At 59.5% G+C, this 20,812-nt stretch carries 17 protein-coding genes; 6 read left to right on the top strand and 11 right to left on the bottom strand.

Annotation, left to right across the window (positions count from 1 at the left end; translation table 11 throughout):
* Window positions 1–105 precede the first annotated feature (105 nt).
* Window positions 106–480, top strand: coding sequence for an OsmC family protein (locus Q7L05_RS11000; protein WP_303906174.1), 375 nt, complete (start codon window positions 106–108; stop codon window positions 478–480).
* Window positions 481–815: 335 nt separating this feature from the next.
* Here the strand turns inward: Q7L05_RS11000 and Q7L05_RS10995 are convergent, their stop codons facing one another.
* From Q7L05_RS10995 to aprB, 4 genes are all read right to left on the bottom strand, one after another.
* Window positions 816–1,415 carry a nitroreductase family protein gene (locus Q7L05_RS10995; protein ID WP_303906170.1) on the bottom strand — a complete coding sequence of 200 codons (600 nt, stop codon included), beginning with the start codon at window positions 1,413–1,415 and terminating at the stop codon, window positions 816–818.
* A gap of 203 nt (window positions 1,416–1,618) precedes the next feature.
* The gene (locus tag Q7L05_RS10990) at window positions 1,619–2,506 is read right to left on the bottom strand and encodes a YkgJ family cysteine cluster protein (protein ID WP_303906167.1); all 888 of its coding nucleotides are present in this window, start codon (window positions 2,504–2,506) and stop codon (window positions 1,619–1,621) included.
* 353 nt (window positions 2,507–2,859) lie between these two features.
* Window positions 2,860–4,863: an adenylyl-sulfate reductase subunit alpha gene (gene aprA, locus Q7L05_RS10985; RefSeq protein WP_303906164.1), complete on the bottom strand. Its 2,004-nt coding sequence runs from the start codon at window positions 4,861–4,863 to the stop codon at window positions 2,860–2,862.
* Between the two features lie 59 nt (window positions 4,864–4,922).
* Window positions 4,923–5,390, bottom strand: a complete 468-nt coding sequence (aprB, locus tag Q7L05_RS10980; protein WP_092992735.1) for an adenylyl-sulfate reductase subunit beta — start codon at window positions 5,388–5,390, stop codon at window positions 4,923–4,925.
* Window positions 5,391–5,866: 476 nt separating this feature from the next.
* Between aprB and Q7L05_RS10975 the strand changes: the two genes are divergently transcribed.
* The 4 genes from Q7L05_RS10975 to sat all read left to right on the top strand — a co-directional run bounded on the left by Q7L05_RS10975 (window position 5,867) and on the right by sat (window position 12,304).
* Window positions 5,867–8,761 (top strand): molybdopterin oxidoreductase family protein, encoded by a 2,895-nt coding sequence (locus Q7L05_RS10975; RefSeq protein WP_303906158.1) that lies wholly within the window; start codon window positions 5,867–5,869, stop codon window positions 8,759–8,761.
* Between the two features lie 232 nt (window positions 8,762–8,993).
* Window positions 8,994–9,719, top strand: coding sequence for a 4Fe-4S dicluster domain-containing protein (locus tag Q7L05_RS10970; RefSeq protein ID WP_303906155.1), 726 nt, complete (start codon window positions 8,994–8,996; stop codon window positions 9,717–9,719).
* 79 nt (window positions 9,720–9,798) lie between these two features.
* A complete protein-coding gene (locus Q7L05_RS10965; RefSeq protein ID WP_303906151.1) occupies window positions 9,799–10,782 on the top strand; it encodes a dimethyl sulfoxide reductase anchor subunit family protein in 984 nt (327 codons plus the stop codon).
* 331 nt (window positions 10,783–11,113) lie between these two features.
* Complete coding sequence (gene sat, locus Q7L05_RS10960; protein WP_303906148.1) at window positions 11,114–12,304, top strand: sulfate adenylyltransferase; 1,191 nt, start codon at window positions 11,114–11,116, stop codon at window positions 12,302–12,304.
* Between the two features lie 651 nt (window positions 12,305–12,955).
* On the opposite strand, the gene Q7L05_RS10955 is transcribed toward sat, so the two are convergent.
* The 7 genes from Q7L05_RS10955 to napF all read right to left on the bottom strand — a co-directional run bounded on the left by Q7L05_RS10955 (window position 12,956) and on the right by napF (window position 19,249).
* The gene (locus tag Q7L05_RS10955; RefSeq protein ID WP_303906145.1) at window positions 12,956–13,543 is read right to left on the bottom strand and encodes a NapC/NirT family cytochrome c; all 588 of its coding nucleotides are present in this window, start codon (window positions 13,541–13,543) and stop codon (window positions 12,956–12,958) included.
* 44 nt (window positions 13,544–13,587) lie between these two features.
* Window positions 13,588–14,019 (bottom strand): nitrate reductase cytochrome c-type subunit, encoded by a 432-nt coding sequence (locus tag Q7L05_RS10950; protein ID WP_303906142.1) that lies wholly within the window; start codon window positions 14,017–14,019, stop codon window positions 13,588–13,590.
* Between the two features lie 88 nt (window positions 14,020–14,107).
* Complete coding sequence (gene napH, locus Q7L05_RS10945) at window positions 14,108–14,965, bottom strand: quinol dehydrogenase ferredoxin subunit NapH (protein WP_303906139.1); 858 nt, start codon at window positions 14,963–14,965, stop codon at window positions 14,108–14,110.
* Entirely contained in the window at window positions 14,965–15,837 is an 873-nt protein-coding gene (gene napG, locus Q7L05_RS10940; RefSeq protein WP_303906136.1) for a ferredoxin-type protein NapG, read from the bottom strand. The genes napH and napG overlap by 1 nt, the downstream gene beginning before the upstream one ends.
* A 102-nt stretch (window positions 15,838–15,939) precedes the next feature.
* Window positions 15,940–18,486, bottom strand: coding sequence for a nitrate reductase catalytic subunit NapA (napA, locus tag Q7L05_RS10935; RefSeq protein WP_303906134.1), 2,547 nt, complete (start codon window positions 18,484–18,486; stop codon window positions 15,940–15,942).
* Window positions 18,483–18,743: a chaperone NapD gene (locus Q7L05_RS10930; RefSeq protein ID WP_303906131.1), complete on the bottom strand. Its 261-nt coding sequence runs from the start codon at window positions 18,741–18,743 to the stop codon at window positions 18,483–18,485. Before Q7L05_RS10930 ends, napA begins: the two co-directional genes overlap by 4 nt.
* Window positions 18,743–19,249 carry a ferredoxin-type protein NapF gene (gene napF, locus Q7L05_RS17435; RefSeq protein ID WP_317623119.1) on the bottom strand — a complete coding sequence of 169 codons (507 nt, stop codon included), beginning with the start codon at window positions 19,247–19,249 and terminating at the stop codon, window positions 18,743–18,745. Before napF ends, Q7L05_RS10930 begins: the two co-directional genes overlap by 1 nt.
* 393 nt (window positions 19,250–19,642) lie before the next feature.
* Between napF and moaA the strand changes: the two genes are divergently transcribed.
* The gene (gene moaA, locus Q7L05_RS10920; protein WP_303906126.1) at window positions 19,643–20,626 is read left to right on the top strand and encodes a GTP 3',8-cyclase MoaA; all 984 of its coding nucleotides are present in this window, start codon (window positions 19,643–19,645) and stop codon (window positions 20,624–20,626) included.
* Window positions 20,627–20,812 lie beyond the last annotated feature (186 nt).

Below are 20,812 nucleotides of genomic sequence, written 5' to 3'. Positions count from 1 at the left end.
TGCAGCTTGAATTGGCTACGGCCGGTCCTGCGCCTTGCCGATGGCGCTTGTGAGACCGGCTGAGCGTCACACGATTTTCCGCATGGACCACTAGCCAGGAACACCGTGAAAGTTATCCAACATGCCGAAACGGATATTGAGCTGTCAGAGCTGTACCAGGCCGGCTTCGATGTCGATATGCAAGATCCGGAAGCCCAATTCAGTGCCCTGCAACTGTTTGCCACCTCGCTGGGTCTCTGTACCTTTTCGGTACTTGCCGCCTACGGTGCACACCTGGCAGTAGACCCGGCAGGGATCCGCATTCGGCTCCGATGGCAATACAGCGAACACCCAATGCGGGTTTCCGACATTGATATGGGCATTATCTGGCCCGATCTTCCCGCGGACCGGCTGGAGGCGGCCGAGCGGGCTGCGGAACACTGCACCCTGCACCATACGCTCGCCCAGCCTCCTGCGATCAGGACCCGCGTGGATCGCTAACCGAACCGAGGTGGGGATAGCCCACCCAACGTTGACCTGTAGCCGCAAACACGCGGGGAAAACCGTAAATCGGCCTTCGGGCCAATGCACCCCCCGGACTAGAACCCGACCCACATACAACCCTTCGGGCTCGGACCGTTTTGCCCGCTGGACTGCACTGTTCGCCCCGTCCATGGGGCTCACCTCTTTCGGGGCCCGCCTTCAGCGGGCCACAGTCGGTCCCGGTGAATTCGTGCAGCTCGCTCATGTAAAACCATTACACGTCGCTCGCTGCGCGTTGCCAGCGTCCAAACGGCCGCGAGCGAAACCGTGTCGGATTGCTATTAGAAGTGCCCTTATTCGGCCGGGCGTCCAAAGCGGCCTTCGAATACCCACTCGGCAAGCGGTTTGCGATCGGACGGCACCTCGCGTTCACGTAACGGCCCCGGCAGGTCCTCGATCCGCCCCGGCCGGCCGATCGCCGCCATCGCCAGGACGTCGTGATCATCAGGTATCCCCAGCTCCGTTCGCGCCCGTTGGTAATCGAAGCCTTCCATTCCATGTACGACCAGTCCGTTCAGCGTACCCTGCAGCGCGAAATTCTCCCACGCAGCCCCCGCATCGAGAGCGTGGGTAACCGAGGGTTTGCCATTGTCGAACGTCTGTTTGGCGGCAACGAGTATCAATGCCCCGGCCCCGGATGCCCAACTCTGGTTGAATTCCACCAGCAAGCTGAAGAGACGGTCCCACCCGGGGGAATCGCGTAGCGCATAGACGAAGCGCCAGGGTTGATTGTTGTAAGAGGACGGTGCCCAACGAGCGGCCTCGAACAGCGACATCAGTTCGGAGCGCTCGAGCGGATCGCCCGACATCGCGCGCGGCGACCAGCGGTCCCGGAATATCGGCTCGATCGGATATTCCGGGTGTCGCGACTTACTGAGATCAAAGACTGCCATCAGCTCTCTCCCGCAAAGGTATTCAACACCTGAAAAATAGCCCCATGCGAAAGTTTTGCACGCCGACATGCCGGTCTACCCGCCACGCTCCACTACTTCCGGAAGAGCGGTCGTTCGGCGCAATGTCCACCGACAAACGAAAGCCGCGATGACATAAATACCATCGCGGCTTTTTGATTCCCGAGGACAGGACGCGGGAGACTTCAGGCGATATCGACCGGCTCGTTGGCCGGGTCGTAGCCCCTTTCCTCGCCGCTTTCCGCCTGCTCTTTCGCTGCCTGGCGTTCGCGCTCCGCCAGTCCCTCGCGAGCCTCTTCGGTCACTGGAATGGTTTCTTCACCAAAGAGGACCTGCTGAAGAAAGCGCGATCCGAACTTCATCAGCTCGACGTCGTCCTCCAGCAGTGTCTGATAGAGTTCATCGTCGATCTTGAAGGATCGGTGGAACCCGTCCGAACGGACAAACTCCCGAAACCGATCCATATCGTAACTGGCCATGAAGAACAGCTGGCGGCTGCGCAGCGATGGCTTGCCGATGGCCGGCCCGGATGATTTCTTTTTCAGAATAAGCTGGCGCCAGCCCCGGGCCAATTCGTCATAGTCCTTCAGGCCCTGCTCGGCCCGGTACTCGTCAATGGTGAGCTCCCGCTCTTCGCGGTGCCCGAGACAGTGCTCTTCCTTGACTACCGCGAAGGAGTTGGTGTCGGTGTACTCGTCCTGCCTGCGCATCGCGATGAGTGCCACCGGGTAGTACCGGCAGGCAGTCGGACGATCTTCATAGACAGAGCACCCCTCCTCAGTCATGAACTGACACTCGGTAGTCTCACCCCGGGTCTTGAATTTGACGGCGGCAATGCCGTCTTTTTCCAGCTCGTACGGTACGGTGTACTCGCGCAGAAAATCCCACGACGTCATGCCCAGGCGCTGCTTTAGCCGAACGATGTCGTAAGGCGTCAACGTGATATCGATCGACTTGCAGCACGCATTGAAACACTGAATGCCCTTGTAGCAGGCAAAACTGATCTTCTTGTCACCGTCGAACATCTCCGGCACAACGGGGCTTTGAAACGGGGAAGAGCTGTTATCAACCATGGCTACACCTCGAGAAAAATGCGGGTCGCACAGCCCGAGCCGAGAGTACGGCCGTCTGAGGAAATGTCCTTCTGCGGACAGGAGACAAGCGGGGGCGTGCGTAGTATCGAAACATCCGGCAAAGGATATCTGCGGAGTGTCGTGACTTCCAGCCTGGAAAGTCCATAAGACAGAATCCGCAGAGGATAACCGCAGCAGGGTCGTCGATCAAGCCCATTTCGCCATATGCGGCCAATCCCGGTAAACGTTCAGCCGGTCGGCCCGGCGTTGCGATCTCGAAATGGACGCTTCCAACAAAAAAAGGCCGGGCGGCTGTGCCGCCCGGCCCTTGCAGGCCATCTCAGGCTGTTCGCTTACTTCTTGAACAGCTTGGACTTGTCGACCAGATCAACGTGGGCGCGCTTGAACACGGTCCACTGCTGGCTTTCCTTGTCATAGATGGAGTTCACGAAACAGTGCCAGTTTTCCTCGTCGACAAAGTTCTTGTCGGTCCGATAGTAGAAACCGGGATAGCGGCTCTCTTCACGGAACTGGATGTGCTTCATGTGGGCCTCGGCAGTGAGGATGCGGTGGTAGTTTTCCCACGCACGCAGCAGCTCATGGAGGTCCTTGGCACGCATTTTCTTTGCGTCTTCCTTCAACATCTCGAGCTTGTACTCGGCAACTTCGAGCATCTTGTCGTTGGTGTTGTAGTAAGTGGCGACGCCCGCAACGTATTCGTCCATGATCTTCTGCAGACGGAACTGCAACATCTTCGGCGTGATGTAGTTCGGGTTCACGTCGATAGCGGTGCTGTAGTCCTTGTGCTCGAGAAAGGTGCGGACCGGCTGGTAGATCTCTTCCATCAGCTGGTCGACCGGGGTGTCGAGTTCGGGAGTGTGGTCTTTATTGTCCACAACGAACTTGATCATCGCCTTGGCGGCCATGCGCCCTTCGGCATGGGAACCCGAGGAGAACTTGTGGCCGGATGCGCCCACGCCGTCACCGGCGGTGAACAGACCCTGCACGGTGGTCATGCCGCGATAGCCCCAGTTCCAGCCGCTCGGCAGGTGATCCGGCACGCCGGCTTCGGTCTCTTCGGTCGGGGCACCAACATCCACCGGACCGGAGGTCCAGATGCCGCAGCAACCGGAGTGGGAACCCAGGAGGTAGGGCTCGGTCGGCATCAGCTCGGAGTTTTTCTTCTCCGGCTCGATGTTCTCACCGACCCAGATACCGCACTGGCCGACGCACATGTCGAGGAAGTCTTCCCAGGCCTCAGCTTCGAGATGCTTGACTTCGCGCGGCGACAGGGTCTCACGCAGATTGGCAAGAGCGGTAACGGTGTCCATGTAGATGGGACCGCGGCCTTCCTTCATCTCCTTCAGCATAACGTGGTTACGCAGGCAGGAGGCGGGGACGGCAGCCTGACCGTACGGAGGATACTGATCCAGCATCTCCGCATTCTTGACCAGGTAGTTCTCGCCATAGGCGTTGGCGGCCTTGGATTTGAACAGCAGGAACCAGGCACCAACCGGACCGTAACCGTCCTTGAAACGGGTCGGCACGAAGCGGTTTTCCATCATGGTCAGCTCGGCACCAGCCTCGGCAGCCATGGAGTAGGTGGAGCCGGCGTTCCAGACCGGGTACCAGGCGCGGCCGGTACCTTCACCCACGGAGCGCGGACGGAAGATGTTGACACAACCACCGGCGGCCAGCAGGCAAGCCTTGAATTTGTAGACGTGCAACTTGTGCTCACGGACGTTGAAACCGACAGCACCGGCAATACGGTTCGGATCGTTCTTGTCGTTGACCAGCTTGACGATGAAGATACGTTCCTGGATGCGATCCATGCCCAGAGCCTTCTTCGAGGCCTCTGCCACGATCCACTTGTAGGATTCGCCGTTGATCATGATCTGCCACTTGCCGGACCGAACCGGCTTGCCGCCGTCAGCCAGCGAAGGCAGACCCTTCGAGCCATCGTGACGCTCACCGTTCTCGTCGGTCTTCCAGATCGGCAGGCCCCACTCTTCGAACAGATGCACGGACTCGTCGACGTGACGACCCAGGTCGTAGGCCAGATCGTCACGGGTGATGCCCATCAGGTCGTTGGAGACCATGCGGGTATAATCGGCCGGGTCCTGCTCGGTGCCGATGTAGGTGTTGATGGCGGACAGACCCTGAGCCACGGCGCCGGAGCGGTCCATGGCGGCCTTGTCGACCAGCTTGATTTTGAACTCGCGGCCCAGCTCGCCTTCGGCAGCCTTCGCCCACGGCATGATCTCGTAGGCGGCACCACAGCAGGCCATACCGCCGCCGATGAGGAGGATATCAACCTCTTCTTCGACGATTTCCGGATTACCAAATTCTCCAGCCATTCTTCTATATCCTCAGAATTCGAAATTTTGAATCGTACACCCCAATAACAGCGCGGCGATCAGACTTTCAGCAGCTCGCTGGGATCACCCTTGCGGTAGCCGTTGGCTTCATTGAAGAAGCCCAGATCGGTGACTTTCGAGTAGTCGGCTTCCGGCTTGTTGCCGTACGGGTCGATCGAACCTTCCGGGGTGGTACGGATCGGGAACTTGAAGCGCTTGAGGGTGCCGTTGCGGAACTTGATGGTCCACATGATGGAGTCGGAACCACGCAGCGGCTGCACGGAACCGCCGAGCGGTACGACGTCAGCGTAGTGACGGCACTCGATGGCCTGCTGCGGGCAGATCTTTACGCAGGAGTAGCACTCCCAGCACTGCTCCGGCTCCTGGTTGAACGCTTTCATGGCATGGCCGGTTTCCGAGCCATCCTTGTCCAGCTTCATCAGGTCGTGCGGGCAGATGTACATGCAAGCGGTCTTGTCCTGACCCTTGCAGCCATCGCATTTGTCGGTACGTACAAATGTTGGCATTGGTTGTCGCTCCTTTATTTCAGGGTTTTAACTGCTGCGTTAAGGAACCGCATTCGGTCGGAAGCCGAAGGGCCGCCGGAGTCTACTTGTCGTAATCCCGACGGCCGGAAACGCTCTAGAGTATAGGCGCTGTTTCTCGATTCGCATGGCTGCTTTCCAGCCCGTCTTCGGCACGCGTCTCCGCGAGTCCGAACGGTCCGCTTATGCCGGGTGTGCCTACCTTATCGACTCAGCCAGGGCCCGCCAAACAAAACTATCTTGCGGAGCCATAAAAAAGCTTGATGTTCATAAGATACACCGCCCTTTTTTTAGACTCTATCCACAAAGGGTATAGAGGATGGGCAGATGCGTCTGATATATTAGCAATATTATCAGGTTCTAATAATCTTTTTCTTCGGTCGCGGGTGCGACGGACGCACGAAAGGTCATCTGGTTCCCGTTCCCCGGTCGAAAACTCCCGAAGAGCGAAGTTTTTTATGAGCGACAAGGCGAAGAGTGCGACCGAGGGTCGCACCGAAGTCAAGAACACCACATGCTACATGTGTGCCTGCCGCTGCGGCATCCGCGTCACCACCCGCGGGGGTGAAGTGCGGTATATCCAGGGCAACCCCGACCATCCTTTGAATAAGGGCGTGATCTGCGCCAAGGGCTCCTCGGGGATTATGAAGCAGTACTCTCCTGCCCGTCTGACCCGCCCCTTGAAGCGCAAGCCCGGCACCGACCGCGGCGACGCGCAGTTCGAGCCTATCTCCTGGGACGAAGCCTACGGAATACTCGAGGAGCGACTTGCCCACATCCGTGAGACCGACCCCAAAAAATTCGCCCTTTTCACCGGCCGTGACCAGATGCAGGCGTTGACCGGCCTGTTTGCGAAGAACTTCGGCACGCCGAACTACGCCGCCCACGGTGGTTTCTGCTCGGTGAACATGGCCGCGGGGATGATTTATACCATTGGCGGTTCTTTTTGGGAATTCGGCGGCCCCGACCTGGACCGGGCCAAGCTGTTCGTGATGATCGGCACCGCCGAGGATCACCACTCGAACCCGATGAAGATGGCCCTGTCCAAGTTCAAGCGCAACGGCGGCCGCTTCATTTCGGTCAACCCGGTGCGCACCGGCTATTCCGCCATTGCCGACGAATGGGTGCCGATCAAGCCGGGTACCGACGGCGCGCTGATGCTGGCGCTGACCCATGAGATCATCAAGACCGGCCTCTACGACCGCGAATTCCTGATTCAGTACTCCAATGCCGCCGAATTGGTGAACCTCAACGAAGAGAGCCCGGAGCATGGCATGTTCGTGCGCTTCGAAGTGCCGCCCGAGGAGGGCTGCTTCGATCCGCAGAACAAACTGTGGTGGGACCGCGAACTGAACAAGCCGATATCCACCCACACCCCGGGCGCTGACCCCTACCTGCTGGGCGATTTCCGGCTCTCGGACGGCACTCCGGTGAAGCCCTCCTTTCAGCTTCTCAAGGAGCGGGTGGAGGAGTACACCCCCGAGTGGGCGGCCGACATCACCGGTATCCCGGCCGAAACCATCCGCCGGCTGGCCCACGAAATGGGGATCACCGCCCGCGATGAGAAGATCGAACTGCCCATCGCCTGGACCGACACCTGGGGCAACGAGCACAAGTCCGTTACCGGCAACCCGGTGGCATTCCATGCCATGCGCGGCCTGGCGGCCCACTCCAACGGATTTCACACCATCCGTGCCATGTCGATCCTGATGTCCATCCTGGGCACCATCGACCGCCCGGGCGGCTTCCGCCACAAGGCCCCGTTTCCGCGTCCGATTCCGCCCTGCCCCAAAACCCCTAGAGGTCCCGAAGATGTAAGGGCCGGCGAGCCGTTGAATGGTATGCCGCTGGGCTGGCCGGCGGACCCGGACGACCTCTTCGTCGACGACAAGGGTCAGCCGGTGCGCATCGACAAGGCGTTCTCCTGGGAGCATCCGCTCTCCGTCCACGGCCTGATGCATAACGTCATCACCAACGCCTGGCGGGGCGACCCCTACTCCATTGATACGCTACTCATCTTCATGTCCAACATGAGCTGGAACTCGAGCATGAATACGGACAAGGTCCGTAAAATGCTCAACGACAAGGATGAGAACGGCGAGTACAAGATCCCGTTCCTGATCGTGGCCGATGCCTTCCAGTCGGAAATGGTGGCGTACGCCGATCTGGTTCTGCCGGATACCTCCTATCTCGAACGGCACGATGTCATGTCGATGCTCGACCGGCCGATCTCCGAGTTCGAGGGGCCGGTCGACTCGGTGCGTATCCCGGTGGTGCCGCCCAAAGGGGAGTGCAAGCCCTTCCAGGAGGTCCTCATCGAGCTCGGCTCGCGCCTCAAGCTGCCGCCTTTCACTCATGAGGACGGTTCCCGCAAGTTCCGCGACTATCCGGATTTCATCACTAACTTCGAGACCGCCCCTGGCTCCGGTATCGGTTTTCTGGCCGGCTGGCGTGGAAAGGGCGGTGAAAAGTCGATCCGCGGCGAGCCCAATCCGAATCAGTGGGAGATGTATGCCAAGAACAATTGCGTCTTCCAGCATGAACTGCCCAAGTCCTATCAGTACATGCGCAACTGGAACCAGGGCTACCTGCAGTGGGCCCAGGAGCACGGCATGACCCGCTATGCCGAGCCCATCAACGTCCATATCTACTCCGAAGTGCTGCAGAAATTCCGTCTGGCGGCCCAGGGCAAGACCCAGGGCAAGCAGCCGCCGGACAACTTGCGCCGGCGCATCGACCTGTTCTTCGATCCGCTGCCGTTTTACTTCGAACCGCTGGAATCGCAATTGTCGGACAAGCAGGCCTATCCGCTGAATGCCATCACCCAGCGACCGATGGCCATGTACCACTCCTGGGATTCCCAGAACGCATGGCTGCGCCAGATCCACACCTATAACTTCCTCCACCTCCATCCGAAGACGGCCGAGGCGGCCGGCATCCAGGATGGCGGCTGGATGTGGGTGGAGTCGATGCACGGCCAGGTTCGCTGCATGGCGCGCTACTCCGAGGCCGTCGAACCCGGCACGGTGTGGACCTGGAACGCCATCGGCAAGGCCGCAGGCGCCTGGAACCTCGACGCGAAGGCCAACGAGGCGCAGCAGGGCTTCCTGCTTAACCACGTAATCGCAGAGGAGCTCCCCGCCCACGACGCCGGCAAACACCTCTCCAACTCCGACCCGGTCACCGGCCAGGCGGGTTGGTACGATGTGCGGGTGCGCGTCTACCCGGCCGGCCCCGACGAAGAGCAGGTGAGCTGGCCCCAGTTCAAGCCCATGCCGCAGGTCCCGGGAACCGGGGAACGTCGCCCCTGGCTGAACTACTTCGCGGGCATGTTCGAGAAGAAGTCGGGTTAAGGAAACTTCCGACCACAGAGCAAAGATATTACCCACGGGGGACACGGGGCACACGGGGAATCCCTTTTCTAAAAACCCCGTGATCCCCGTGTCCCCCGTGGTTAAAGAAATCTAACCGCAAAGGGCGCGAAGGGGCGCCAGGTCCAAAGAGGCAATCGCGATGTTGAACGCACGAAAGCCTTAGCGCTCTTCGCGTCCTTGGCGGTTAACAGTTTCAATAAAGGTTTTGGCTATGACGCAATTGGCTCTTGTTATCGATTTGAATGTCTGCGTGGGCTGTCACGCCTGCGTGACGTCCTGTAAGCAGTGGAATACCTCCGGTCCGGCCGGTCCGATGTTCGACGATAATCCATTCAGCAAGGACCCGACCGGCACGTTCTTCAATCGCGTGCAGACCTACGAAGTGGGGGAATTCCCGACTACGGAGACGGTCCACTTCCCGAAGAGCTGCCTGCACTGTGAAGACGCGCCCTGCGTTCCGGTGTGCCCCACCGGCGCGAGCCACAAACGCGCCGAGGATGGCATCGTCCTGGTGGACTACGACAAATGTATCGGCTGCAAATACTGCTCCTGGGCCTGCCCCTACGGCGCCCGCGAGCTGGACGAATACCAGAAGGTGATGAAAAAGTGCACTCTCTGCGTGGATCGCATCTACGACGAGGTACTGCCGGAATCCGAGCGCAAGCCCGCCTGCGTACTGGCCTGCCCGACCAGTGCCCGCCTGTTCGGCGATGTGCATAACCCGGATTCCGAGGTCTCGGTGGCGATCCGCGAACAGGGTGGTTATCAGCTGATGCCCGAGTGGGGCACCAAGCCGGCCAACCACTACCTGCCGCGGCGCAAAACCCGCAAGACCATCCACGAAGATGAGCTGGTGCGCTCGGACAACCCGCTCAAGAAGGAAGACATCCGCCACGAAACCAGCAAGGAAGTCACACTGGACGACTGGCTCATGTAAGTGGGCGAGTCGCGAGTTGCTAGTGGCCAGGGGTATTTCCTAGCCACTAGATACTAGCTACTAGAAACTGGAGTTAAAGATGCATCCCGCATTTTCGGTAATCTTTCTGACCACCTTCATCGGCGTGGGCCAGGGCCTGTTCCTGGCCCTGTTTACCCTGCAGAGCTACTCGGCGCTCGAGCTACTGCCGGTTCAGGACTCCCGTGAATTTTTTGCTGCGGGCAGTTTCCTGGCGCTGCTGTTTCTCGTGGCCGGGCTTGGCGCGTCGGTATTCCACCTGGGTAAACCCTCCTTTGTCATCACGCGGGCCTGGCGGGCCGCTTCCCAGTGGCGGACCTCCTGGCTGTCACGCGAGATTGTCTTCATCCCCGCCGTGATCGCCCTGGTGTTTCTTTATGGTCTGCTCCACTATCTCGGCTGGGAGGCGAACCTGTTCGATGTGGATATCGCCGGCCAGCTCACCCTGGTCATCGGCACGGTAACCACCCTGTTCGTATTTGCCCTGTTCGTTTCCACAGCCATGATCTACGCCGCCATCAAGTTCCTCCAGGAGTGGGCCAGCCCGCTGACCGTACTCAACTACACCCTGCTTGGCATTGCTTCCGGCTTTACACTGGCCACCGCCTTTGCCGCCTGGGAGGCCCCGATACTGGTGAATTTCTTCGGCGGCTGGGCGATCCTGTTCACCCTGGCAGCACTGGGGACGCGCACGGCCTCGCTGATCCGCAACGCCCGCATCAAGCACAAATCCACACTGCAGACTGCCATCGGCGTTCGTCATAGCCACATCGAGCAGAAGGCGATGGGCATGATGGGCGGCTCCTTCAATACCCGGGAATACTTCCACGGCAAAACCGCGGCCTTCCTCAAGTCGGTGAAATGGATCTTCCTGGTGCTGGTATTTGCGATTCCGCTCGTCCTGCTTGCCATCGGCATCGGGACCGACAGCCTGGGACTGCTGGCAGGGGCCTTTGTCAGCCAGTATCTGGGCCTGCTGTTCGAACGCTGGTACTTCTTTGCCCAGGCGAATCACCCGCAGAACCTCTATTATCAGACAATCTAAGTGGCGAGTGGCTAGTGGCTAAAGAACAGTGGCTAGTGGCGAGTGGCGAGGAAGGGCGGGGTGTTGCCACCCTGCCGGCCTGGTCCCTGGTTCCTAGCCACTAGCTACTCGCCACTAGCCACTAGCCACTGCTTTTATATCCCTATCATTCTCTCCTATTACTAAACCCCCTGACCTGTAGTGTATATTTTCCGGCATTGTCCTGTGTCGGCATAGACAGGATCCCCACAGGATTGCCGCCGAAACAACACTGCTGCGAATTCAAAATTGCGAAACACCGGGCCCGCGCCGCGGGTGATTGCCGGGAAACAAACCCAAAAAGGAGAACGTGATGATCAAACCGCACGGTTCCGACGAGCTGAATCCCTTGTTCGTCTATAACCAGGACGAGCACGACGCCTTGAAGCGCGAGGCCGAAAGCCTGCCCTCCATGCTTCTTTCCTCCGCCGCCGCCGCCAACGCGGTTATGCTGGGGGCCGGTTACTTCAACCCGCTCACCGGTTACATGACCCTGGCCGATGCCATGGGCGTGGCGGAGAACATGCATACGGCATCGGGTCTTTTCTGGCCGACACCGGTGCTGAATCTGACCACCAAGGAACAGTTCGATGCGCTGAACGGCGCCAAACGCGTTGCCCTACGTGATCCCAACGTCGAGGGCAACCCGGTACTGGCGGTAATGGACATCGACAGTGCCGAAGAGGCAAGCGCCGAACAAATGGCCTTTATGACCGAGAAGGTCTACCGCACCAGCGATAGCGAGCACCCCGGCGTCGCCGCTTTCAACAGCCAGGGCAACATGGTGCTTTCCGGGCCGATCAAAGTGCTGAACTTCTCCTACTTCTCGGAGGATTTCCCCGACACGTTCCGCACCGCCGTCGAGATCCGCAACGAGATCAAGGAGCATGGCTGGAAGAAGGTGGTTGCCTTCCAGACCCGCAACCCGATGCACCTGGCCCACGAAGAGCTCTGCCACATGGCCATGGAGCGACTCGGCTGCGACGGCCTGGTCATCCACATGCTGCTCGGCAAATTGAAGAAGGGTGACATTCCCGCCCCGGTGCGCGATGCCGCCATCCGCAAGATGGTCGAACTCTACTTCCCGCCGAACTCCGCCATGGTCACCGGCTACGGTTTCGACATGCTCTATGCCGGTCCGCGCGAAGCGGTGCTGCATGCGGTGTTCCGCCAGAATATGGGTGCCACCCACTTCATCATCGGCCGCGACCACGCCGGTGTGGGTGACTACTACGGCGCCTTCGACGCGCAGACCATCTTCGATGAAGAAGTGCCCAAAGGCGCCCTGGAAATCGAGATCTTCCGCGCCGACCACACCGCCTGGTCGAAGAAGCTGAACAAGGTGGTCATGATGTGCGAGGCCCCGGACCACAAAAAAGAGGACTTCGTGCTGCTCTCAGGCACCAAGGTGCGCGAAATGCTCGCCAACGGCGAAGCCCCGCCCAAGGAGTTCTCGCGTCCGGAAGTCGCCAAGATCCTCATCGATTACTACCAGAACGCCTGATCCCGACCGTAAGGTAGCCAACGGAAAAGGGGTGCGCTTCGGCGCACCCCTTTTTATCGTCCGCCCGTAACCACTCACCCCCTCCTTCATTCCCGCGTAATGCCCGCGTCATTCCCGCGTCATTCCCGCGTCATTCCCGCGTCATTCCCGCATCATTCCCGCGTCAGCCCCGCGTCAATCCCGCGTCGGTCCCGCGTCAGTCCCGCATCATTCCCGCGTCATTCCCGCGTCATTCCCGCGTCATCCCACGTTATCCCCGCGTCATTCCCGCGTCATCCCTGCGTCATTCCCGCGCAGGCGGGAATCCAGAGGACAGAAGCATGGCTCAAAATGGATCCCCGCCTACGCGGGGATGACGGATCGCCGTCGATGGCCGCAGCCGCCAACAACGTGGATCCCCGCCTACGCGTCGCCTACGCGGGGATGACGGATTTCCCGGGCCGTGCGTGATCACCCGGGGAACAGTTACGTCTGCCCTACGGCATAAGGCCGGCCATGGCTAACTGCTCTCTGCGACAAGCACGATGGGTTTCGCTACCTACCGTTCCACCCATCGCACCAGTGCCGAACAACAAATCGCCAATCACTGGTCACTAGCCACTAGCTACTAGCCACTGGTCACTAGCCACTACCCACCAGCCACTGCCGTTTTCATTCACCCGTCGAAAGCACCGGGTTGTTGGCAACGGCATCCTCCCAGCCCTCCGGCAGCGAGTGCGCAATACCCTTGTGGCAATCGATACAGGTCTTGCTCGGCGACAGGCCGTCAATCGCATCCCAGTAATGCGGGTCATGGCGATCCGCACTACGCGACTGCTGCTTCTCCAGGTCCATGGATGCGAATTTGTGGCAGTTGCGGCACTCACGTGAGTCCGTGGATTTCATCCGCTCCCACTCGCGCATCGCCATCTCGAGCCGGTTCTCCTCAAATTTTTCCGGCGTATCGATGGTGCCCATCAGTTTGTGGTAGAGCTCACTGCTTGCCTTGATCTTACGCACGACCTTATGCTTCCAATCCCTTGGGACATGGCAGTCCGGGCAGGTGGCGCGAACCCCCGTACGGTTGGTGAAGTGGACGGTTTCCTGGAGTTCCTGAAAGACGTTTTCCTCCATCTCGTGGCACGAAATACAGAATGACTCCGTATTCGTCGCCTCCATCGCCCAGTTGAAACCACCCCAGCCGGCAACACCAACCACGATACCGACGAGCAATAGAGTGACCGCGGATTTAGCAAACATTCTGAATACCTTCTAATAGCTGAATGATCTTTGGGTGGATGGATTTACTTTGCTCCCTTAAAGGTATTTTCCACCAGTTCTTGTGCATCGTTCTGCGGCGCATGGCATTGGCTACAGAAGTAGCGACGTGAAGAGAGTGTCTCCAGTGTCTTTCCATCCGCGGCGATAAAGTGGCTGTCTCCCACCTTGGGCGCCTCCTCCTTTTCGTAGTTTTCCGCGCTGTGACACCGCATGCAGGTGTTGGTCTTCAGCGTGATTTTGTCCTTTTCGATGCTATGCGGGATCATGGGCGGCTGCAGTTTATAGCTGCGTTCGAAGCCGCCCCGCTGTGACATTGGCTTCGCTGCCGTGATGGACTTGGAGTCGTCGTTGATCTCGAGACTTCCCCTCAGTGATTGAACTTCCGCATTTGCTGAAAACGGCATTGCCATGAATCCCGTCAGCCCCATCACTACAGTCAGTGCGATCTTTTTCATGAGAACCTCCACCATCGGATAGTTATCGGTCGTTATCTCAAGGTCGGGGCATGCTGTTCAGTCTTGCCCCCAAAACCTCTCGTTTGCTTCACTTAAAAAAACGTGTACCGAAGTTGAAGACATCCTTCGAACAGATATCGATGCAACGTCCGCAGTTAGTACACTCTCCCGCCACGATGACCGGACCTATTCCGCGCTCGGCACCCTTGAGTGCGGGCTGGATGACCTGGGGCTCCGGACAGACCACGAAACACTCCATGCAGTCGTTACACACCTCACGCCGGTCGGCCCGCACCCGCAGTAGACTGAACTTCCCGATCAACCCGTAGGCTGCACCCATGGGACAGACATGACTACACCAGCCGCGCCGGGTCACAAACAGGTCGAACAGGAACACGCCGAGTATTACCGCCCATGTCATCCCAACTCCAAAAATGACGCCGCGGTGGATCAAGGACACCGGATTGATCAGCTCGTAAGCCATACTCCCCGACGCCAGCGCCACCAGCACCACCATTGCCAGCATCCAGTAGCGGACGTGGTGCGAGAACCGTGTTGTGGGCTTGATGCCCAGCTTCTGCCGCAGCCAGTTGGCGGCATCGGTAATCATGTTCACCGGACATACCCAGGAACAGTAGGCGCGTCCTCCCACCAGCAGATAGAACCCCGCAACGATGAGCACACCCGTTATTGCAGTGGTCGCCGGGGTCACGAAGCCCGCAGCCAACATCTGCAGGAACACCAGCGGCTCGGTCATCGGCACGCTATCCAGCAGCAGACTCGATGACAGGTTCCCTTTGATAATCCAGAGCCCCGCCCACGGTCCCAGGAGGAACAGCACCAGAATGCCGACTTGACTCAGGCGTCGCAGGAGCAACCATTTATGGGCCCGTAACCTACCTTTGACGGCAATCGCATCGGCACCGAGACGTTCGTAGCTGGCCATCAGGTACCCCCGTCCAGTCCGCGATTGAGCGTATCCAGGGGATCGTCTTCGAACGGTGATGGTTCCTCCTGCATGAGCCCCTCGCCGTCATGGTCATAGCGCATGCCTTCCGGGAGGTTGTAGCGGTGCTCCAAATCGGGAGAAACCAGCGACTTGCCGGCCTTGGCCTTTTCGTCCCACCCGAGCCGGTAATGGCTGCCCAACTCACCCTTGGCCAAATGCGTGGGAAGCACCTTGATGGCTGACTTCTCGAGGATGCAGGCCTGTTCACACAGGCCGCAGCCGGTACACGCATCCGAATGCACTACCGGGATGAACAGTGCGTGTCTGTCGGAACGCGGATTGGGCCGCCGGTCCACAGTGATCGCCTCGCCCCGCACGGGACAGACGTTGAAGCACACCTCGCAGCGCAGCCCCAGAAAGGCTATACAGGTTTCTTGGTCCACCACCACGGCGAGACCCATGCGGGCCTTGTTGATGTCGGTCAGATCATGATCCAGCGCTCCGGTGGGACACACCGGGACACAGGGAATGTCCTCACACATCACGCAGGCCTTCTCCCGGGCGACGAAATAGGGCGTGCCGATCGGCACTTGTTCACCCAATCCGCCAAGCTGCAGCACGTCATAGGGACAATCCCGAACGCACAGACCACAGCGAGTGCAGGCGGAGAGAAAGTCTTCCTCGGGCAGTGCTCCAGGTGGTCGGATCGACATCGCCGGCAGAGCACCGGCCCGGGAAAACATGCCAATCCCCAAACCAAGCAAGCCGACGCCACAGGCGGTCCTGGCCACATCGGCCATGAACCGGCGGCGGCTGATGGCCCTTTTGCGCTTCTCCGGGCGGTTTTCGCTGCGTACAGCATCCGTCATTGCTTCAATCACCTAAATGGCTGTGCCTGACTCCGATACGATTTTCCTACTTTGGCCGGTGCGGTGCCGGCGGCCGCGGTGTCCGGCCGCCGGCAGTCCCGTTTAGACCTTCACCACCTTGACCGCACACTTCTTGTAGTCGGTCTCTTTGGAAAGGGGATCAGTGGCATCGAGCGTGACCTTGTTGATCAGACGACTGGCGTCGAACCACGGCACAAATACCAGGCCCTCCGGCGGTCTATTACGACCGCGGGTCTCGACGCGGGTGACGATCTCGCCCCGCCGGGAAACCACCTTCACCTTGGCGCCATCGCGCAGCCGACGTTTGCGGGCATCCTTGGGATGCATGAAGATCACCGCGTCAGGTACGGCACGGTGGAGTTCCGGCACGCGCTGTGTCATGGAGCCGGAGTGCCAGTGTTCCAGGACACGGCCAGTCGAAAGCCAGAGATCGTAGTCCTCGTCCGGGCTCTCGGCCGGTGGCTCGTAAGGCGCGGTGATAATGTTGGCCTTGCCGTCCGGCTTGCCGTAAAACTTCACACCATCCCCTTTCGCCACGTGCGGGTCATAACCCTCGCGGAACCGCCACAGGGTCTCCTTGCCGTTGATAACCGGCCAGCGCAGACCGCGCGCCTTGTGATAGGCCTCGAACGGAGCCATTTCGTGGCCCTTTTTGATGATATCGGGCGCGGAGTTGAACAGACGGTACTCCTCGAAGAGCCCCTTTTGCGGGTAGTATCCGAAGTGCTCCATCTCATGGTTGTCGTACTTGTTACCGCGGTCGTCGGTCACCTGCTGTTTCGGGAACTTGTTGACCTGGCCGTTTTCGTAGAGCACTTCGTACAGGGTCTTGCCCTTGTACTCGGGCGACTTGGCCAGCAGCTCTTCGGGCCATACCTCTTCGATCCTGAAGCGCTTGGCGAACTCCATCAGCTGCCACAGATCGGATTGTGCGTCGCCCGGGGCACTGGTTTGCTGACGCCAGAACTGGGTACGGCGTTCGGCATTCCCGTAGGCCCCCTCCTTCTCGATCCACATGGCGGTCGGCAGGATCAGGTCGGCGGCCGTGGCGGATACCGTCGGATAAGGGTCGGAGACGGTGACGAAGGCGTCCGGATTGCGCCAGCCGGGTAACGACTCCTCATTCAGGTTGGCCGCGGCCTGCATATTGTTGTTGCACATGACCCAGAAGGTGTTCAGCTTGCTGTCCTTGAGCATGCGATGCATGAGCACGGCGTGATAGCCGACCTTGCCGTTGAGGGTCCCCTCGGGCAGTTTCCAGACCTTCTCGGAAAAGGCGCGATGGGCCGGTTTGGCGACCACCAGGTCGGCGGGCAGGCGATGACAGAACGTACCCACCTCGCGGGCGGTGCCACAGGCCGATGGTTGGCCGGTCAATGAGAACGGACTGTTGCCGGGCTCGGAGATCTTGCCCATCAGCAGATGGATGTTGTAGACCAGACCGTTCATCCAGACACCGCGGGTGTGCTGGTTCATGCCCATGGTCCAGAAGGAAGTGACCTTCTTCGCGGGGTCGGCGTAGGCCTTGGCCAGACGCAGCAGCTGATCCTTCGGTACCCCGGAGAGTTCGGAGGCATGCTCCACGGTGTAGGGCTCGACCGACTTGGCGTACTCATCGAAGGAGATCTTGCTGAGCTTGCCCTTGCCGGCATTCTTGGCCGCCTTCTCCAGTGCATGCTCGGGGCGCAGGCCGTAACCGATGTCGGTCGGGGTCTTGGTGAAATTGACGTGCTTGTCCAGGAACGCCTTGTTATAGGCCTCGTTCTGGATGATGTAGTTGGCGATATAGTTGCCGATCGCCAAGTCCGTCTGCGGGGTGAAGACCATGCCGTTGTCGGCGAGTTCGAAACAGCGATGCTCGTAAGTGGAGAGCACATGCACTTCACAGCCCGGCTTGGTCAGACGGGTATCGGTGAGCCGCGACCACAGAATCGGGTGCATCTCCGCCATATTGGCGCCCCACAGCACAAACACATCGGCGTGCTCGAGGTCGTCATAGCAGCCCATCGGCTCGTCGATACCGAAGGCGCGGATGAAAGCACCGACCGCCGAAGCCATGCAGTGGCGGGCATTCGGATCGAGGTGGTTGGAACGGAAGCCCGCCTTCATCAGTTTCGAAGCAGCGTAGCCTTCCCACACTGTCCACTGGCCGGAACCGAACATGCCGACACGCGAAGTCAATTGATCGGCCGGTTTACCGGCGTTCTCCTCCATGCTCTTTTTAATGGCCGGCTTCCAGTGTGCCGCCATCACGTCGAAGGCTTCATCCCAGGAAACGGGTTCAAAATCGCCTTCCTTGTCGTACTTGCCGTTGCTCTTGCGCAGCAAGGGCTGGGTGAGACGGTCCTTGCCATAAAGGATCTTGGGCAGGAAATAACCCTTGATGCAGTTCAGGCCCCGGTTGACGGGTGCATCCGGATCACCTTGAGAGGCGACGACTTTCCCGCCCTTGGTGCCGATCAGTACCGAACAGCCGGTACCGCAATAACGGCACGCCGCTTTGTCCCAGCGGATCCCGTCGCCCTCCTGCGCCAGTGCCCCATTAAGCCCGGGCAGAGTAACGCCCGCAGCTGCGGCGGTGGCGGTAACGGCCGTGTTTCTTATGAATTCTCGCCGTGTCTGTTTCATAGTGTGACCTCCTCGGCATGCGCCTCGGTTTCTTCAGAGTGGTGGTAGATCATCGACGCTGAAATGACGCCCTCAAGTCTTTGAAAATCAAACAGTGCATCGGCCATCCGGTCGTTGTCGTCCTGTTCCAGAGTGACGACCATGCGGCCATCCTCGTTGGAACCGTGTACTTCGACGCCGTCGACCATCAGCAGCCGTTCACGAACTACATCGATGTTCTCGGGTCTGGCGTGGACCAAAACGCCACAGATATTCATTACGGACTCTCCTCGGCAGATTTGCGTACGGCGACAGCCCCGGTTGGACACGGCGCAACACACGCACCGCATCCGTTGCAGGCGGACGCATCGAACTGAAGCAGCGCCACCCCGCCGACCGCCAGGCGGAAGCGGATCGCGCCGTGCTGGCACTGTTCGCCACAGGTGCGGCAAATGACCCCCCGTTTGGCCAGGCAGTTGCCGTCGATGTGCGCAATCAGATCCCAAGGGGTGGATTCTTCGGGATCGGAAGTGATCACTTCTTCACGGCAAGCGTCGGCGCAGGCGGTGCAGAAGATGCACTCGCCCCGGGAGAAATCGATGGTGGGAAAACCACCGCGCCCTCTGGTCAGGACGCCGGTTTCGCAGGCACTATAGCAATCGCCGCAACGACTGCAGCGCGAAATGAAAGTGGTTTCTTCAATCGACCCCGGCGGACGAACAGGCCGTCTTTTACTCCTGAAATCTCCCCGCAAAAACTGTGCGCGGCTAATGACCTTGTCCATAACTACTTCACCCCGGGCCAGCTATGCCTGGCATAAACCTTGTAATCGATGAGGTTTGACACTAGGACCCTGGACTCCTCATCACCTTGATGCAGATCAAGCGTTCGGACCGAGTCCAAAACCAAGCAAAATAAGCGGTTATCACAAAAACCTCCCTATTTTTCGACACATGGGAGCGCACTACCCCCAACGAGGTAGTACGCCGGGGTTACACCGATACCACCTATTTGCCGGACATAAACAGGGGCTTTTCTCGAAGTTTGAAAACAACCGGTCACCGACTGGTGCTTGTCGGCGTTAAGGAGGGAACTGTTGCCGAGGTCGGGAGTAAAGCCTGCGCCCTGTCCGGGGACTTTGTTGCTGCCCAAAAGGCCGAGGCCTATACTCGATCTGATGGACAAAACGCTGCAAGACACCTTCGGGCGCACCATCGAATACGTTCGTCTCTCCGTGACGGATCGGTGCGATCTCCGCTGTTTCTACTGCATGCCCAAAGGCTTCCGCGATTTCGAGGCGCCGGACCACTGGCTAACCTTCGACGAAATCGAAAAGGTAATGGCCGCCTTCGCCGATCTGGGCGTGAAACGGGTACGACTCACGGGCGGTGAACCGCTGGTTCGCAAAGGCTTGCCTGAGCTGACCTCCCGGCTGGCGGCGTTGCCGGGTATAGAGGACCTTTCCCTCTCCTCGAATGCGGTCCAATTGGCACGCGATGCCGAGGCGCTTTACGAGGGGGGCGTCCGTCGCCTCAACATCAGCCTCGACTCGCTCCGTCCGGATCGCTTCAAGGAGATCACCGGAGGTCGTCTGGACAAAGTGTTGGCGGGCCTGCGTGCCGCCAGAGAGGCGGGCTTTGACCCTATCAAGATCAATATGGTCGTGATGCGCGGCATCAACGATGACGAGGTGGAGGCCGTGACCGATTTCTGCCTTGAGCACGGTTTTACGCTGCGTTTCATCGAAACCATGCCGATGGGCGAAACCGGACGGGAGGCGAGCGAGATGTTTCTCGATCTTCGTGAAGTTCGGGAGCGCCTGGAGAAGCGCTTCGACCTGGTCCCCGGCGTCATGCCGGGCGGCGGTCCTGCCCGCTATGTTCAGGTAGTCGGTACCGATCTCCGGATCGGCTTCATCACCCCCATCTCGCAGCACTTCTGCGACACCTGTAACCGGGTTCGACTATCGGTCGATGGCACGCTCTATACCTGCCTGGGCCAGGACCACAGCTATCCGCTGCGAGAGCACCTGAGGGCCGGTGCCGGACACGACGAGGTCAAAGCACACCTCCTCCAGGCGATCGCCCTGAAACCAGAGCGCCACGAGTTTAACGAGAAGCCGGGGCAGGTGGTCCGTTTCATGTCAATGACCGGTGGTTAGGATCCTGTCACACGTCTAATGGCGCTGTCGGCGAGGCGATATCGGGGTGCATCCGCTAAGTGCACCACAAAGGGACCGCCGCAAGGTCGACCTAACCCTTGATACAGATCATTGGCTCGAGCCGCGCCACCTTGCGGGCGAGACCGGCCCGGTCCGTCGCTTCGACCACGCCGGCCACCTCCTTGT

Origin of the sequence: Thiohalomonas denitrificans (assembly GCF_016841685.1) — a bacterium.
In the GTDB taxonomy this organism is placed as follows: domain Bacteria; phylum Pseudomonadota; class Gammaproteobacteria; order Thiohalomonadales; family Thiohalomonadaceae; genus Thiohalomonas; species Thiohalomonas denitrificans_A.
The sequence above is the reverse complement of the archived record's forward strand: the minus strand, read 5'-3'. Positions and strand labels throughout refer to the sequence as shown.